This window comes from Yersinia thracica (assembly GCF_902170565.1).
In the GTDB taxonomy this organism is placed as follows: Bacteria; Pseudomonadota; Gammaproteobacteria; order Enterobacterales; family Enterobacteriaceae; genus Yersinia; species Yersinia thracica.
The window spans coordinates 1-15,499 of record NZ_CABHXX010000102.1 but is presented as its reverse complement, the minus strand read 5'-3'; the positions used below and the strand labels follow the sequence as shown (position 1 = coordinate 15,499).

The window sequence follows — 15,499 nt, the reverse complement described above, 5'->3', positions numbered from 1 at the left end:
GCTTATTGCTATATCCTTTAAAGGAGGTTGTAAACACTCCACCTTCTACTCAGTTTTAGTCGATCAGGAAGTAAAAACCTCTTACAAGTCTATGCACGTGGTTATAATTTATAGGTAAATAACATGAGAACAATCATTATAACAGTGAAAAATTCTACTCAGAATCATATTAGCATTGATAACTCACCAAATTTTATTGATCAGGTTTTGTATATTAATGGTCATCGACTTAGTGAACCAGATAGTGATCCACCAATCCTTATGTTAAAAAACGAATTATTAACAATCACTATTAGTTGGCAAGGGGATAGAACTAAGTCGATGATCGGTTTAACTTTTGATGATGTTTTTATTAATATTGGCCAAAACTCAATGGGTAATTTAGGTTTAACCCATGGCAGTAAACTCAGCGTTTCAAAATATAAAGTATTAGACCAAAAACCTTGGTCTATGTATATAGAACTAATTGATTTATGAGTGATATTCGCTAACTATGAGTTAACATTTCTCTGAAAAACATTATAATATAATTTTATCATTGACTATCAATTCCCCTACTCCCATTTATATACTTCAATCCTACACATTGGTAAATAATCGTACATGCCCATGTGTGGTAATGATTCTAATGATTCAATACTGCCTTCAATGGCAGCTCTCAGTTAACACAAACAATACAGGGAGTGGATATTCATAAGGAATTTCGGGGGCCATTACTGATGTAGTCCCTCCGATTTTTAGTACCATTGCCATTGAGAGTTTCTGGCCGGTTTTCGTCTTCAAGTTTTTTCATGCGCTTGATATCAGAGGATTCCATCCCGCCATATTTCGATTTCTAGTTGTAATAGCTGGCTTCTGATACGCCATTCTCGCGATAAACATCCTTCATATACTGACCTCCGTTGGTTATATTTTAACTAGGGAACTCCATTAAGCTGTAAGACTAAATTCAAGGGGACCACACAATAGCAGGGGGAGTCATAGTGAACTACAAAATAGGTATTTACAGACCTATTATTGAGACTATTTAAATAGATTGCTTTCTCCTTTCCCCTATAAACCCTAGCATCCAGAATTTGAAAACTTGTCGGGTCTGAAATATGGGATATAACATCTTAAAAATAACATGCGACCCGACAAGCGCTTAATACAACAGAACTCTGTTTACACTATCACTGCTCAATATTCAGCTTTTCAAGGGCTGATTCCAGCATACGTTTAGCCTCAGGAACCGATTCAATCAACTGAAGAGTAAGTAACGCTTCAATAGTAGATTCTGCTCCCGAGTTTTTATTCACCTTGGTGGCCGAATCTATACCGTCAAAAGAAATCCCTGTCACCGGGTAATACATTTGCGCCTGTGCTGGGTTATTTTTAAAGAACCACAGAGACAAATCGACAGCTCGCTCCAGGTAAACAGCATCGCGGGAGATCTCCCAAGCTTTAATATTGGCAAAGACCATCGGGCGAATAATATAAGCAATTTGCGAAAATTTATTTTGTTCAATTAATGTAACTTTTTCACCTTGCTGCCGCACGGTAAACTCGTTTAAGAATCCATTATTAATCAGCCAAGGTTGGAAGTGGTCCAGTTCGGTAAAGGCCGCTTTAATCATCTCCCGGTCACCCAGACTTTTGCCCGCTACCAGTAAAGCATAAGCCTGACTGTTGCCGTAGCCATGCCACAGATTTTGCCAACTTAAAAAGGCACCGTGCACCGGCGAAGAAGTATCTTTAATTTGCATTAGCATGATGCCCGCCGCCAGTGAACGCATCATTTTTTCAATTTCTGGTTTGGCTTCCAAAGCCTGTGCATCACTTAAAGCCATCAAGAGCACCGATGCCTGATCGCCAGCAGTATGCGGCAGCCATTCAGGTACCGCTACGCCCTCTTTCTCACCTTGGGTTTGTTTGAAGTTAAAATCTTTATAAATAACATCGATGGTGGCAAAAATAGTCTCGCGGGTTCTTTCCGCCAGCGCACTATCCGTTTTTACTAGTGTAGGGTAAGTCTGAGTGAGCGCCCATAATGCACGCCATGTCCACCAATTTGGCTCTGCTACACTGGTTTTATATTCTTTATTAATGGAGTTGTCAGGATAAATAAAATTATAAAAATAGCCATTATCTGCTCGTAGATAGAGAATAAACTCCACCAACGATTTTACTTTTTCTAAATCAGCGGCTGATCCAGTGAGCTGATATTGGCGCTGATAAAAAATAGCCGCGCGGGCAACATCATCAATGGCAGATACGCCTTCAATGGGGTCTTTAACCCAGCGATAATCCGGAAACTCGCTATAGATATGAATGAGACCCAGCTCTGTTTTATTTGCCATCGTGACCTTCTGATATAAAGCATCCAGATGATCAGCATTAACTAACTTCGCATTGGAACAAAACGACGTCAAACTAATGATACAAACCAGGGTATTGAGTAATTTCATATTATTTCTCTTATTTTAAGTTATTTATTTTAAGTTATTTATATACAGCCACTTAAAAAATATAGTTAACCCCTAACTTACCAAAATGAGTGGTGGTGTTGCTGTAGTTTTTCTCATCGCGTACACCGCGATCCCAAAACTTTTTATCATGCTCTACCCGGTAAAAATATTCGGCAACCAAATAAAATCTATCGGCGATTGGATAGCTATAGTTGAAGATATATTTTTGAGCTTTAGAAGTTTCTCTATAGCCATCCTGGCCACCAATACGTCTCAACTGCGGTTCCATTTTAAACAGGAAGTTATTTTTACCCATATTAACAGCAACCCAAGGGCGAAGTTCCTGCTCCAGGACATTCGCTGTTTTTGCGCCATCATGATTAAAGTCCTGACCTTCTTTACGGAATAACTCAAGACCCGCGTACACATTATCTGCAACTTTATAATTCACATTAATAAGCGCTTCATAGAACTGGAATCGTCCATTATCAGCACCACGGGCGTCTTTATCTTCTACTAGCATTTTCACATCGGTATTCACACTCATGTTATCCGACACTTGATAACGGTAATAAGGCCGGAAGCCATAACCATCGCCACCAATATTGTTGTCACTGCCAGTTGTGCGATTTTTCTCGTAGCCGGTTTTACCTAAATAGATCCCCTCGAACATAAACCAATGTTTATCGACACTTTTAGCCCAGGCAGGACGGATTTCCATTTCTATCATGCGGAAATCGACTTTGTGATTGCTTTCATTGCGTGAGTTGCTGGTAAATTGCACTTGCTTAAGGACAAAACCGGTATTCCAACCTGTATCACCAAAATTAACTCGCCCGTCAGCGAATACCCTTTCATGCACTGGGCGAGAGTTAGTGCTGCGCCCCTCATTGCGGAAATGTTCTATTTTATATTCAGCCAACCAGTTACCGTGAAAATAGGCTTTTTCATTCTTAGGGATGCGCACAATACCAATATTATCATCGCTGAGCTCCACAACGGCTTCCACCGTCTCACCACCGTCTTTCACTATCCTTATCTTGTCGCCAGCAAAAATAGGGCTATTTTCGGCATTGTTGGTTTTTACCCTATTTGGAGAATTATCCGCATGGGCAACAGAACAGATACTTGCCATCAGAAACAGGTAAAAATATTTTGAGTGTTTCATATGCATTCCATGTAAGCAGGCGGTCTTCCCATTTGATAGATAATAGGAATCCCACCTAATATAATTGATATTAGGTTTAATCCATTAAGGAAATTAAAAAGCGATTAAGATTGTCTGGTAATTAAAGTCCGATAAAAGGATCCTTAATATCAATCCAATGCGCTTCAGCATCACTGGCACCAACATATAATCGCCAGCAGTTGTCGGGGAGCTTAATCAGCCCTCCTGGGAAAATAACATCTACTAAGTCCGGGCGTTTAGCACTACCGGGTAGCAGATTATTTCTAGTCGCAATAATCTTTATTGATGTATAGGTTTTAGTCTCAGGGTTGAAGATAAAGACTCCCGGATAGTAATGCCGCCCTCCATGTTGGTCGAAACAGGCAATATGGGAAAGTAACCCAATGGTGCCGTCGCAAAGTAAATGAGTTTCGTTGACGCCCCCCCATTCATCAGTATTAAACTGCTGATCAAACAGTTTAGCGCTGGCGATGGTTTCGGGTGTTAACGCCTTCAGGTTGTTTATCTCAACATACCCAATAGTACCCCGACCGCCAATATTACCTTGTGGTCGGGTAAATACCCCGATACGCCCCTGCTGAATATGGCACAAGCGGATGTCTTTCATCCCCGGAGGGCCGGAGGCGAAACGGGTTAATGAGTGAATATCACGGCCACGGTAAAATACCGTATGCCAGATGAGTTTCTCTGGATTATCTGGGTGTGGGTTAATCTCAACCCCACCAAAAATAAGTTCATCCTCAATCCAGGTAAAGAAAGGATCCTGCAATTGGAATGTCGGCGCATTAGCAACTGGCCTCCATTTACCTTGATGTTCATTAAAAAATACAATAGTCGAATGCTCGGAATCTCTGGCTTCAACACGTCCGGCAATAACGACCTGCCCCGCAGAGGTAAATGGAGCCGTAATATTATAAATGTCTTTATCATCGACGCCGGTAAATTCAAGTTTTCCAGTCGAATAGGTAATATCAGATGTGCATTGCTGATAATCGGCGAGCAATTGGGCAACGCTGGTTGGTGTATTATGTATCATCATAAAAACCTTATATTTATCTCGTCATTACACCGACAAGTGCTGCCATAATTGAGCCATAGGCATTTCCGCCAGACACATACATTCGTCCGCTGCACCGTAATAAACCCGCAAAGTATCATTCTCAATTAATGCGCCACAGGTAAAGACGACGTTACCAAAAAAGCCGTGAAGTTCATAAGATGTCTGCGGCTGAAGCAAAGGTACCGGCGACTTTGCGAGAATTTTGGTGGGTTGCTCCAGGTCAAGCAACAGCGCGCCAAGGGAATAACGTTGGTTAATATCTACCCCATGATAAATTTGCAGCCACCCCTTTTCGGTTTTCAGCATTTGCGCCCCACCGCCCAATTTTAAGGCATCCCAAGGATCTTGCGATGTCCCCAATAAGTGTCGGTGATCCCCCCAATGCAGTAGATCCGTGGAACTGGCCAACCAAATCTCCGGCTTGCCGAAGTGTTTCGGGGCCGGGCGGTGCAATGTCATGTATTTGCCATTGATTTTTTCCGGGAAAAGACAAGCATCACGATTATCCGGACAAAAAATCAGCCCCAGGCGTACAACCTCAGTAAAGTCGTGGGTGATCGCCAATGCAGTACAAATCCCCTTAGCAGACACGGCGGAATAGTTAATATAAAAAGCGCCGTCAATCTGGGTAATTCGGGCATCCTCACAACCAAAAGCTTCGTAACCATTAGCTGGGAAGATAAAGGGCTTATCGTCAACAATGAAGGTAACACCATCGCGACTTCTCGCTACGCGAAGATGGGAAAGAGAGGTCAGATAGACCGTCGATGGGTCAGCAATATCGGTGATTAGCCGTGGATCGCTAAAATCGTAGGCCGGATCATCACGCTGGAATAACCGAGTTGTAACTTGCCAGTGACCACTATTTTCCATGAGCAAAGGCACGACGGCGGTATCTTTGCTCTCAGAGATAACACTTTCCGCAATGCGGATCAGCATAATGGTTTCATCGCCGAGTTGGGTAACCCCTGCATTAAAAGCACATTCGACCTTAAATCCCGGATGGCTGGGCGTAATATCCTGGGGCGTAATTAACGGATTACCGGAATACCTAATCATTATTGTCCTCTATATACATAACGATATCGTTATTAGTCATTTCACTGTATTTACGGGTATCAAATAAAACCTTACCGGGGAGAGGGGCCGCTAACGAATAAGCTCTCCCAAAATTAATCAATACAGTGGCGCGCTGGTGGCGATAGCAGCGGCTGAATATTAGGGTGTCTTGAACAAGTGTTAACCCGTCATATTTGCCATATTGAAAAACGGGATATTGCGCGCGTAGAGCAATCATTTTTTGATAATCATGCCAAAGGGAATGGCGATCTTTTTGAGCCGCTTCCGCGTTTATCTCCCTGTAATTTTCATTAATAGGCATCCAAGATGCTTGAGAACTAAACCCAGCCAAGGGTACGCAAGACCACTGCATAGGTGAGCGTGAATTATCACGACTTTTGGTTAATGCAAAACGGAAAGCTTCTTCAGGGTTACCACCGGCGACAAGTTTCTGCTGGTAATGCATTTTTCCCTGGACGTCGTAAATATCTTCCGGGCTGGTAGCCACATAATCCTGCATCCCTATTTCTTCACCGTAATAAATGAAGGGAACGCCATTAGCCATTAATTGCATACAGGCCATCGCCCGAGCACGGAAAATATCGCCCACACCTTCGCCAAAGCGGCTAATCATCCTCGGCATATCATGGCTGGAGAAAAACAGTGTCGGCACGCCACTATATGTACTATTCATCTGCTCAAGCTGACGGAAAATCTGTTGTAGATCGAAAGTCGGCTGGCTGGCTAAATTAAAATTGAAGACGACATCACATAATGCGGTGGACTGATAACGCGCAAGTTCATCGAGCTTATCACTGCCAACTTCCCCGACAATAAAATAGTCACCCTTGGCGCGCACATGAGCCAGTAAATTCGAGAGACAATCCTCGATACCCGGCTGGTTAATATCATTCAGGTGTTGCTGCTCACCATTATCCAGCATCGGGTTATTCATTCTTGTGGTATTGCAGGACAGGAAATTAATCACATCCAGTCGAAAACCATCCACCCCCATCTCTATCCAGAAATCCAGTACGGCTTTAGCTTCATCAACCACCGCCGAATTGGCCCAGTTGAGATCAGCCTGCTCAATAGCAAACTTGTGATGATAGTAATACCCACCTTCTGCTTCCAGTTCCCAGGCCGAACCACCAAAAAATGACTGCCAATTATTAGGTTCGCGAGTGAAAACAAAATAGTCCCGATATTGGCTTGCGGGATTATTTAATGCATCTTTAAACCACGGATGCTCCGTAGAAACGTGATTCAATACAACATCGATAATCACTCGTATATTGCGTTTATGAGCTTCTGCAATTAACTGCGAGAAGACCTCCAGAGTGCCAAAATGCGGATCAACATTAAGGTAATCGCTAATATCGTAGCCATTATCCACTCGCGGAGAAGGATAAAATGGCGTTATCCAGATCCCGCCAATCCCCAACTTCTGTAAATAATCCAGTCTGTTTATTAGCCCGTAAAAATCCCCTACCCCATCACCATTACCGTCCTGGAAACTAGGCAGATAAATTTGATAGAAGACTGTTTCACGCCACCACTGCATATTAATCATTTCGGCAGCGCCCTATTTTAATGACAGGGACATGCCCTGCATGAAATATTTACGGAACAGAATAAACAGAACGACAATTGGGATGGTCTGAATAACCGCACCAGCAATCACTGGCCCAACATAAACACCATAGGATTTACTGAAGGTGGCCAATAACACTGAGAGCGGCATTTTGCTTTCATCCTGAATCACTATCAGCGGCCATAAGAAGTTGTCCCACGTACCGACAAAGGTAAACAGTGCCACAATGGCGATAATGGCCTTATTAAGCGGCATCATCAGATAAATCATGATTTGCCACAAGCTGGCATTATCTATTTTAGCCGCGTGAATATAATCATTGGGAGTCCCCTGAAAGCTCTGAGAAATCATAAAGATACCCCAAGAGCTCATCAGAAATGGAATAATCATGGCGCTATAACTGTTTAATAGCCCCAATTCTCTGACTAAGACAAATTGCGGAATAATAAACATAGATGCAGGGAAAACCATCTGTAAGAACAGTAAATTTCTAAACAATGATTGGCCTTTGAACTGCATTTTAGCCAGTGCGAATCCAATAAACATGGAACTTAACGTCACTGCCACCGTCACTACGGTCGAAATAAAAAATGAGTTAAACAATGTTTTTAAAAATGGCTTCTCTACTCGACCGCTATTTTCAAACAGAAAGCGATAGTTATCGAACGAGTAAGCGGTATCAAACAACCCAGAAGTATAAACATCAGCTGACTGTTTAAAGGAAGATAACACCATCCAGATATAAGGATAGAGCCACGAGAGCGCCAGAGAAAACATAATCAAATGGATGATGAGACTACTGATATTTTTTTTCATTTAAACAATCTCAACCTTTCTTTCCAGCAGCTTTCTGACCGCTAAAATAATCCCAAAACTGGTGAGTGCGATAAAAATTGACATAGTGGCTGCCCAGCTTGGCTGCATCTTCATAAATGCGGTTTCATACATTACGATCATAGGTGTCGTGGTGCTATTAAGTGGCCCACCGCCAGTAATAAGATATGGCTCGGTAAAAATAGCGAAAGAAACGGTAATCGCGAGAACCAGCACCATAATCAATTGCGGGTTGATCATGGGTAAAGTGATATGAAATAAGCGTTTAATGGTACCGGTGTTATCTAATGTCGCCGCTGAATAAATTTCTTTAGGGATGCTGTTCAGCCCAGAAAATAGAATCAGTCCGTAATATCCGACAAATTTCCATGTGACGACCAAAGCGATAGATAACATCGCTAAGTCTGGGCTGGTTAACCACGGCAAAGTAAAACCAAACCAATCATATAAAAACGTATTTAATGGCCCATCTTGACTAAAGATCTTGGAGAACACGATGGAATAAGCCACGCCGGATGAGACGTTAGCCAGTAAAAAACTTAGCCCAACAAAGGTCCTGCCATACTTTAATTTCTGTAGGCCAAACGCAAATAGAAAGGACGCGATAAACACAATAGGTAAATAATACATTAAGAAACGCAGCACATTTAACATCGACTTCCAGAACAATGGATCCTGCATTACCAGAATAAAGTTATTCAGGCCATTGAAAGTAGGAGTGCCGACAAATCGCCATTCAGTTAGCGATAAAACCGCGAGCCAAATAAAAGGATAAAACCAGAATATGCTGGTATACCCTAAATAGGAGACAGCTAATATGCTGCCTATATGTTTATCTTTAAGCTTTAAAAAAGTCATAATGCAAGGCCACCTGCTCACTTTAATCCGCAAAACGAGAAACTAATTAACTCTTACTATTCGTGTTTTAAAATTTAGTGTTTTAAAATCGCGTTCACTTCTTTTACTGACTGTTGCAGCGCTTCATCCGGAGTTGCTGTATTAAAGGCTGTCTTCTCAATCATTTGCGTCATGCTGCGTTGAATTTCTACTGTTTCACCACTGGAAACAGGCGGTATCGCCACATTGACATATTCGGCGTAGGCCGCTGCGTATGGGTGTTGCTGATAGTATTCGGCGAAGAAAGGATTCGTGAGCAAATCAGCTCTAGCGGGTGGCATGCCGGTCAGTTCCATCCAACGTTTATCGAATTTTGGCTGACTGAATACCCACTGGATGAACTCCCACGCTTCGGGCTTAACTTTAGAGTGGCTGAATAGCACCAATCCTTTCCCATCGGCGAAAGTATGGGGTTTATCTTGCTTATTTCTGACTAGCATCGGACCAATTTTGATGTGTTTTAAAATTTCTGGATATTGTTGCTGATAACGGCTGATATCCCAGGGGCCGCGCACTGCGCCCAGTACTTTACCTGTCACTAAGGGGTCATCTTGGCCAAAATCGTACAGGGTCCATTTTTTTGAAAAAAGTGTGTGCATAAAGCCCAATACGTCATGCCCATCCTGGCTATCATAGGTAGCTTGTTGGTTGGCAATATAAGGTTTACCATCGCTTTGGGCATAATAGAGGGCGATAAAGTCAAACCAACGATCCCACCAATTACGGCCAGAGGTAGCTTGTATTGCATAACGTTTATCCGGGATGGTGTATTTCTCGGAGAGAGCATAGACCTCATCATAGGTTTTCGGAACTTCGCTAAAACCCTGCTCTTCTAATAAATCGCCACGCCACCAGAATAATACCGGATTCATATAAATCGGCAGGATGTAGTTTTTTCCGTTATAGCGCCAATTCTCCATGATATCCGTCATCTGGCGGTTACCAATTAAGTTTTCATAACCATCCAGAGTTGAGAGATCGACAATTTGGCCTAAATCGGCCAACTGAGAGCCGAAGCCGGTAAAAATATTTTCTGAAATATCAGGTGCGCGGTCAGAAGCAATCGCATTCATTATGGCTTCTTCAGAGCTGCCCGCAGCTGGAATGGTTGAGAATACGACTTTCTTTTTATCCGGTTGTTTATTCCACTCCCCGACCACTTCACTCCAGAATGCTTCCTGAACATTGTTCGGGGCTATCCAGAGAGTAATATCCTGTTTTTCATTTTTATTCGATGTAGCATTATTGTCGCAGCCAGTAAACACAACACAGCTGGAGGCAATTGCCAAAAAAATCAGGGTTTTCTTCATTTTATCTAACATTGCTTTATTCCCAGGGCCATTGTTGGATGAAAAGGCTGGAAGACCAATTTTAACGTTAAAATAAAATAGCAGCGTAATTCCCATAATGATGTGAGGTATTTCACATCTCATCATTTTAAGTTTAACGTTAAAATCGTGACGTTCGTTCAAATTTTAACGTTAAAATTAATGTAGCATGCAGATATTAGGCTGTGGGTTTGATCATTTCACAAGGAGGAGGGAGATGAAACACAGGCACTTTTCTTCATTTTTCTTCCCGGAGATTTTAACATGACCACGAGTAAAAAAAGAGAAACGCTTAAAACAATAGCTGAAGCACTTAATGTGACGCATACCACGGTATCGAATGTATTTAATCGGCCAGAAAAAGTATCGCCGGAATTACGAGATAAAATTTTAGCCTATACAGAATCCATAAATTATCACGGCCCTGCTGGGGCTGGCCGCTTTCTGCGTACCGGACAATGCGGAACACTCGGGGTCATATTTAACGACAATTTGAGCTATGTATTCTCTGATCGACATGATATTGCATTGATGCGTGGCATTGCCGAAGAGTGTGAAAAAAACGGTATTAACATTGCTTTAATGCCGTTAAAAGCTAACAACGAGCTAAAAAAACGAATGATGGGCGCCCTGGTGGATGGCTATATTTTAAATGCTACCTATAACAATGACGAAATTGTTCAGGCGGCATTAACCAGTGGGCTACCGGTAATTACCACCGATATCAAACTCCAGAATTTCGCCTGTGTTTCGATAAATGACAGCGCTGCGATGCAGGCTATTTGCCAGCACTTACTGGCTGCCGGACATAAAAAGTTCGGTATTGTCTCTTTCCCGGTAAATAGGCACTCAGGTGTACTGTCGTCACTGGCGAAATTCTCTACTGAATATGATAACGGTGTAGCTTTCGGGCGGATCAACGCTTGCATCAAGGCACTGACCAATGCGGGAATTGATTTGCGTACCAGCTATGTAGCAGAACAACCACACAGCGAAATAGGCGGAGAAACAGCGGCTAAAGCACTATTAGCTGTAGAGCCGGATATCTCAGCCATTATCTGTTTATCTGACCGTTTTGCGTTCGGCGTTTATCAGTTTTGTCAAAGCCACAATATTTCGGTACCCGGCCAAATTGCGATTACCGGATTTGATGATATTGATATTCAAGATCCTCCCATTGGTTTAACCACCATCCGTCAACCTATTGTGTTAAAAGGCCGCGAAGCTGCGAGAGCGCTTATTTCGGGTCAATTAGCCCGTGATATATCTTTGGATTTTGAACTTATTGTTCGTGATTCTGCATAATCAGATGGAAAGGAAATGGAAAAATTAACCTGTTTTAAAGCTTACGATATTCGGGGAAAGCTCGGTACGCAGTTGAACGAAGATATAGCTTATCGAATTGGACGCGCCTATTGTCAGTGGCTCAAACCAGTAAAAGTCGTAGTCGGTGGCGATGCGCGAGCAACCAGTGTTGATTTAAAAAATGCGCTGGCAGCAGGGTTAATGGATGGCGGCGCTGACGTCATTGATATTGGCATGGTCGGCACAGAGGAAGTTTATTTTGCCACCCGCTTTTATGGCGTCGATGGCGGGATTCAAGTGACCGCTAGCCATAATCCGATTGATTATAACGGCATGAAACTCGTTAAAAAAGATGCGCAGCCCATTAGCGGTGATAACGGTTTGTATGATATTCAGAAGTTGGCGCAGGATAACTATTTCGCACCGCCGGTCATTAAAGGCCAGCTTGAAACCCAGTGTATTCGTGAACACTATATTGAACATTTATTAAGTTATATCGATCTTAGTACGTTAAAACCAATGAAAATTGTGGTCAATGCTGGTAATGGTGCTGCAGGCCCTACGCTTGATGCTCTGGAAGCGGCAATGGAAAAATGCCTAGTACCCATCAGTTTTATTAAAATTAACCATCAACCGGATAGCCGTTTCCCTAACGGTATCCCAAACCCAATGTTAGCAGAAAACCAGTGGTCAACTCGGCAAGCGGTATGTGAACATCAGGCGGATCTCGGCATTGCCTGGGATGGGGATTTCGACCGCTGTTTCTTCTTTGACAACTTTGGGAATTTCATTGAAGGTTATTATATTGTTGGTGTGCTAGCGGAAAGATTCCTACGCGCTAATATGACGGAAGAAATAACCCATAATAGCGGGAAAATAATCCATGACCCCAGATTAGTCTGGAACACAATAAATATTGTACAAGCACTTAATGGTACAGCGATCGAATCTAAAACTGGCCATGCTTTTATTAAAGATGCCATGCGCTATCATGATGCTATCTATGGCGGTGAAATGAGTGCCCACCACTATTTTCGAGATTTTGGTTACTGTGATAGCGGCATGATCCCTTGGTTGTTGGTCATTGAATTACTGTCGCACAAAGCAATATCACTATTTTCACTGATTGAATCCCGTAAGGCGCTATTTCCAGTATCGGGCGAGCTTAATTTCACTATTGACGACTCAGCAACCAAAATTCAGCAAATAAAACAACTTTATGCCAATAACGCCATTCGCGTGACTGGAATTGACGGTCTGAGTATGGAATTTGAAGATTGGCGATTTAATATACGAGCATCGAATACTGAGCCACTGGTTCGTTTAAATATAGAAACTCGTAGTGATAAAAATCTACTGGAGCAAAAAATTACGCAATTGACTCAATTGCTACAGAAATGAAATAACCGACTATTAAAAACTAATTCAACCTATCTTACGTGTATTGTTAATACGCGAGGATAAATTACAGCATATTGTTGGAGCATATAATGGCTAGCGTTTCTCTCGCAAATGTCGTGAAGTACTATGAAAAAATTAAAACAATTGATAACGTCAATCTTGAAATTGCATCGAGGGAATTTATCGTTCTGGTTGGCCCTTCTGGCTGTGGGAAGTCCACATTATTAAGAATGATCGCGGGTCTGGAGGAAGTCAATAGTGGTGAAATTAAAATAGAAAATAAAGATGTGACCCATACTAATGCCGGCGCACGCGGCGTATCTATGGTATTCCAATCTTATGCACTTTATCCCCATATGACCGTGCGCGAAAATTTGGCGTTTGGCCTTAAAAATATCAAAATTCCAAAACAAGAAATCGATGCCAGAATTGCCAATGCATCAGGTATTCTGCAATTGGATAATTATCTTGAGCGCCTACCTCAGCATTTATCCGGTGGCCAACGCCAGCGTGTCGCTATTGGCCGATCCATTGTCAGTTGTGCCAATGTATTTTTATTTGATGAGCCTTTATCCAACCTTGATGCCTCGCTACGCATTCAAATGCGACAGGAAATCGGCAAACTGCATGAGCGCTTGGGCAAAACAACAATATATGTCACCCATGATCAGATAGAAGCCATGACGCTGGCGGACCGGATAGTGATTTTAAATCAGGGAAGAATAGAACAGATAGGAACTCCCGAGGAGGTATATAACCATCCGGCTAATATCTTTGTCGCCTGTTTTATCGGTGCCCCTAAAATAAACTTATTTAAGGCGGTTTATGAGCAGGAGGGTTACGTTAATATTAATGGACTCAGTACTTTTATTCCGCGCCTGGCAAAACTGAATCTACCGGTAGGGGCCAAATTGACATTAGCCATTCGACCCGAACACTTTTCCTTAACCGACAGTACCGAGCTATCTTTGGTGGTGAAAACCGACCTTACCGAAATGCACGGTGACTCCACTGTGGTGCTATTTAATTCAGCAGAGCACGGCGCGCTGCAAATGAAAGTCCCCTATCAATTGAAACTTACCGTGGGTGAAGACGTCATTATCGGTGCTTCCTGTCAGCATATTCTGGTGTTTGATGAACACGGACAAGCCGTGCACATTGAGCCAGAGTCAAGTTAACCACGTTAAAGGCCCGAGTCAATTTTGGGGCCATACTACATAAATGATGAATATCCATAGGATACGGCTGTAATGGTCGTTATCCATGCGCAACTTCTTTACCCGCAATCCGCATCAGAAACTGCGCGCGACAGATTTTCAGGAGCTAAGCGCCCCAGCACCCGCGGCATGGTCAGGCCGATTTTCTCTAATACGGTCGTCGCAGTACCCTGCGCAGTGTTTTCCTGTACAGACATCAGCATGTTCCTTTTCTTCTTTCTCATGACAAGCAGCCAATCTGGCGATTAACAGTCTTTGGGGGCTAATGCCGCCAGTTCAGCACGCAGCTCATCGCTCAGTGCTTCGTCTTTAAGGATGTTTTCCAGCTCACGGCGGAAAGTGGCGTTGTCCAGCAGATTGGATTTAAGGTCACGCAGCAGGTTGCGCATGGCCAGCAAGGCGCGCAGTTGCGGGATTTGACGGGCAACACTTTCCGGTTCGAAATCTTCATGTCGCGGAAAGTCAGGGCAACGGCGGTATTAGTGTTATCGCCTGCCAGGGTGTCAGGTACCGCGAGTTTCAGGCTCGGTTGGAACTCAGCCAGGACGCTATTGAAATTGTTTTTATTGATATTGATTTTTTCACGTTCAGACAGCGGGCGCTGTTCCTGACCGTTGCTGTAATCACCCATCACCAACAACTTTAAAGGCAGCTCCATTTTCTTTTGAGCGCCACCTGTATGCAGGTCAAGCTTAATATTAATGCGTGCTTTGGGTATTTCATTTTGGAAGCTTGAAGAGGACATCGACTTTCCTTATTAAGGGAAGGAAATTTAAGAAATCCACCGCTGAGAAAATGAATAAAAATAATCTACATTACCCGGCACAACATTCACCGCCAACTGATTAACTCAGCGTGAATTAAAGTAAAGAAACGCTTTGCAGATATCCCTATCCAATCATCGGATGGCATTAAACAGTATCAAACAGGTATTTTTTACACACATAAGCACATCAATTAAATACCCGAGGCGCAGTGTATAAACATTAGCAAATTAACACCAACGCGTTAAATGTAACTAAATGTAACTCATAAGGCAAAAAATTTAATATGACATATTATTGATTAATAAGGATTTTATATAAACATAAACGTAAACCCATACTGTTAAAGGGATTAATAAACATCATAAAAATTGAAGTAATGATTTTGGAAGTCTATTGTAGGA

At 42.6% G+C, this 15,499-nt stretch carries 13 protein-coding genes and 2 pseudogenes; 4 read left to right on the top strand and 11 right to left on the bottom strand.

The features are described from left to right. Positions 1-123 precede the first annotated feature (123 nt). Positions 124-477: a hypothetical protein gene (locus tag FTA91_RS15395; protein ID WP_050112403.1), complete on the top strand. Its 354-nt coding sequence runs from the start codon at positions 124-126 to the stop codon at positions 475-477. 289 nt (positions 478-766) lie between these two features. Here FTA91_RS15395 and FTA91_RS15390 read toward each other — a convergent pair. The 9 genes and pseudogenes from FTA91_RS15390 to FTA91_RS15350 all read right to left on the bottom strand — a co-directional run. Beyond that, positions 767-910 (bottom strand): annotated as a pseudogene (locus FTA91_RS15390) (transposase); the annotation flags it as partial. Positions 911-1,172: 262 nt separating this feature from the next. Continuing rightward, the gene (locus FTA91_RS20500; RefSeq protein WP_319802876.1) at positions 1,173-1,829 is read right to left on the bottom strand and encodes a sugar phosphotransferase; all 657 of its coding nucleotides are present in this window, start codon (positions 1,827-1,829) and stop codon (positions 1,173-1,175) included. Between the two features lie 670 nt (positions 1,830-2,499). Further along, positions 2,500-3,615: a hypothetical protein gene (locus tag FTA91_RS15380; protein ID WP_145534960.1), complete on the bottom strand. Its 1,116-nt coding sequence runs from the start codon at positions 3,613-3,615 to the stop codon at positions 2,500-2,502. 121 nt (positions 3,616-3,736) lie between these two features. Continuing rightward, positions 3,737-4,675, bottom strand: a complete 939-nt coding sequence (locus FTA91_RS15375; protein ID WP_080983566.1) for an MTP-1 family protein — start codon at positions 4,673-4,675, stop codon at positions 3,737-3,739. A 24-nt stretch (positions 4,676-4,699) separates the two neighbouring features. Then, on the bottom strand, positions 4,700-5,755 hold the full coding sequence (locus FTA91_RS15370; RefSeq protein ID WP_050112399.1) for a glycoside hydrolase family 130 protein: 1,056 nt from the start codon (positions 5,753-5,755) through the stop codon (positions 4,700-4,702). After that, positions 5,748-7,328 (bottom strand): alpha-glucosidase, encoded by a 1,581-nt coding sequence (locus FTA91_RS15365; RefSeq protein ID WP_050112398.1) that lies wholly within the window; start codon positions 7,326-7,328, stop codon positions 5,748-5,750. The genes FTA91_RS15370 and FTA91_RS15365 overlap by 8 nt, the downstream gene beginning before the upstream one ends. 12 nt (positions 7,329-7,340) lie before the next feature. Beyond that, entirely contained in the window at positions 7,341-8,165 is an 825-nt protein-coding gene (locus FTA91_RS15360) for a carbohydrate ABC transporter permease (protein WP_050112397.1), read from the bottom strand. After that, positions 8,166-9,041, bottom strand: coding sequence for a carbohydrate ABC transporter permease (locus tag FTA91_RS15355; protein ID WP_050112396.1), 876 nt, complete (start codon positions 9,039-9,041; stop codon positions 8,166-8,168). It abuts the gene before it with no gap. 74 nt (positions 9,042-9,115) lie between these two features. After that, a complete protein-coding gene (locus tag FTA91_RS15350) occupies positions 9,116-10,402 on the bottom strand; it encodes an ABC transporter substrate-binding protein (protein ID WP_145583568.1) in 1,287 nt (428 codons plus the stop codon). Positions 10,403-10,672: 270 nt separating this feature from the next. On the opposite strand from FTA91_RS15350, the gene FTA91_RS15345 reads away from it, so the two are divergent. The 3 genes from FTA91_RS15345 to FTA91_RS15335 all read left to right on the top strand — a co-directional run bounded on the left by FTA91_RS15345 (position 10,673) and on the right by FTA91_RS15335 (position 14,292). Beyond that, on the top strand, positions 10,673-11,713 hold the full coding sequence (locus tag FTA91_RS15345; RefSeq protein WP_050112395.1) for a LacI family DNA-binding transcriptional regulator: 1,041 nt from the start codon (positions 10,673-10,675) through the stop codon (positions 11,711-11,713). Between the two features lie 15 nt (positions 11,714-11,728). Then, positions 11,729-13,114 carry a phosphohexomutase domain-containing protein gene (locus FTA91_RS15340; RefSeq protein WP_145534951.1) on the top strand — a complete coding sequence of 462 codons (1,386 nt, stop codon included), beginning with the start codon at positions 11,729-11,731 and terminating at the stop codon, positions 13,112-13,114. Positions 13,115-13,203: 89 nt separating this feature from the next. Beyond that, positions 13,204-14,292 carry an ABC transporter ATP-binding protein gene (locus FTA91_RS15335; RefSeq protein ID WP_050112393.1) on the top strand — a complete coding sequence of 363 codons (1,089 nt, stop codon included), beginning with the start codon at positions 13,204-13,206 and terminating at the stop codon, positions 14,290-14,292. 98 nt (positions 14,293-14,390) lie between these two features. Here the strand turns inward: FTA91_RS15335 and FTA91_RS20140 are convergent, their stop codons facing one another. Together FTA91_RS20140 and tssB are read right to left on the bottom strand one after the other, a co-directional pair. Continuing rightward, the gene (locus FTA91_RS20140) at positions 14,391-14,528 is read right to left on the bottom strand and encodes a hypothetical protein (protein ID WP_155407207.1); all 138 of its coding nucleotides are present in this window, start codon (positions 14,526-14,528) and stop codon (positions 14,391-14,393) included. A gap of 48 nt (positions 14,529-14,576) precedes the next feature. Continuing rightward, a pseudogene (tssB, locus tag FTA91_RS15330) lies at positions 14,577-15,076 on the bottom strand (type VI secretion system contractile sheath small subunit). Positions 15,077-15,499 lie beyond the last annotated feature (423 nt).

Bases quoted from the DNA above. Each gene is read 5' to 3' on its own strand.
- FTA91_RS15355 (WP_050112396.1), bottom strand. From the start codon at position 9,041: ATGACTTTTTTAAAGCTTAAAGATAAACATATAGGCAGCATATTAGCT.
- FTA91_RS15365 (WP_050112398.1), bottom strand. From the start codon at position 7,328: ATGATTAATATGCAGTGGTGGCGTGAAACAGTCTTCTATCAAATTTAT.
- FTA91_RS15370 (WP_050112399.1), bottom strand. From the start codon at position 5,755: ATGATTAGGTATTCCGGTAATCCGTTAATTACGCCCCAGGATATTACG.
- FTA91_RS15375 (WP_080983566.1), bottom strand. From the start codon at position 4,675: ATGATGATACATAATACACCAACCAGCGTTGCCCAATTGCTCGCCGAT.
- FTA91_RS20140 (WP_155407207.1), bottom strand. From the start codon at position 14,528: ATGTCTGTACAGGAAAACACTGCGCAGGGTACTGCGACGACCGTATTA.
- FTA91_RS15345 (WP_050112395.1), top strand. From the start codon at position 10,673: ATGACCACGAGTAAAAAAAGAGAAACGCTTAAAACAATAGCTGAAGCA.
- FTA91_RS15380 (WP_145534960.1), bottom strand. From the start codon at position 3,615: ATGAAACACTCAAAATATTTTTACCTGTTTCTGATGGCAAGTATCTGT.
- FTA91_RS20500 (WP_319802876.1), bottom strand. From the start codon at position 1,829: ATGGCTTTAAGTGATGCACAGGCTTTGGAAGCCAAACCAGAAATTGAA.
- FTA91_RS15340 (WP_145534951.1), top strand. From the start codon at position 11,729: ATGGAAAAATTAACCTGTTTTAAAGCTTACGATATTCGGGGAAAGCTC.
- FTA91_RS15350 (WP_145583568.1), bottom strand. From the start codon at position 10,402: ATGTTAGATAAAATGAAGAAAACCCTGATTTTTTTGGCAATTGCCTCC.
- FTA91_RS15395 (WP_050112403.1), top strand. From the start codon at position 124: ATGAGAACAATCATTATAACAGTGAAAAATTCTACTCAGAATCATATT.
- FTA91_RS15335 (WP_050112393.1), top strand. From the start codon at position 13,204: ATGGCTAGCGTTTCTCTCGCAAATGTCGTGAAGTACTATGAAAAAATT.
- FTA91_RS15360 (WP_050112397.1), bottom strand. From the start codon at position 8,165: ATGAAAAAAAATATCAGTAGTCTCATCATCCATTTGATTATGTTTTCT.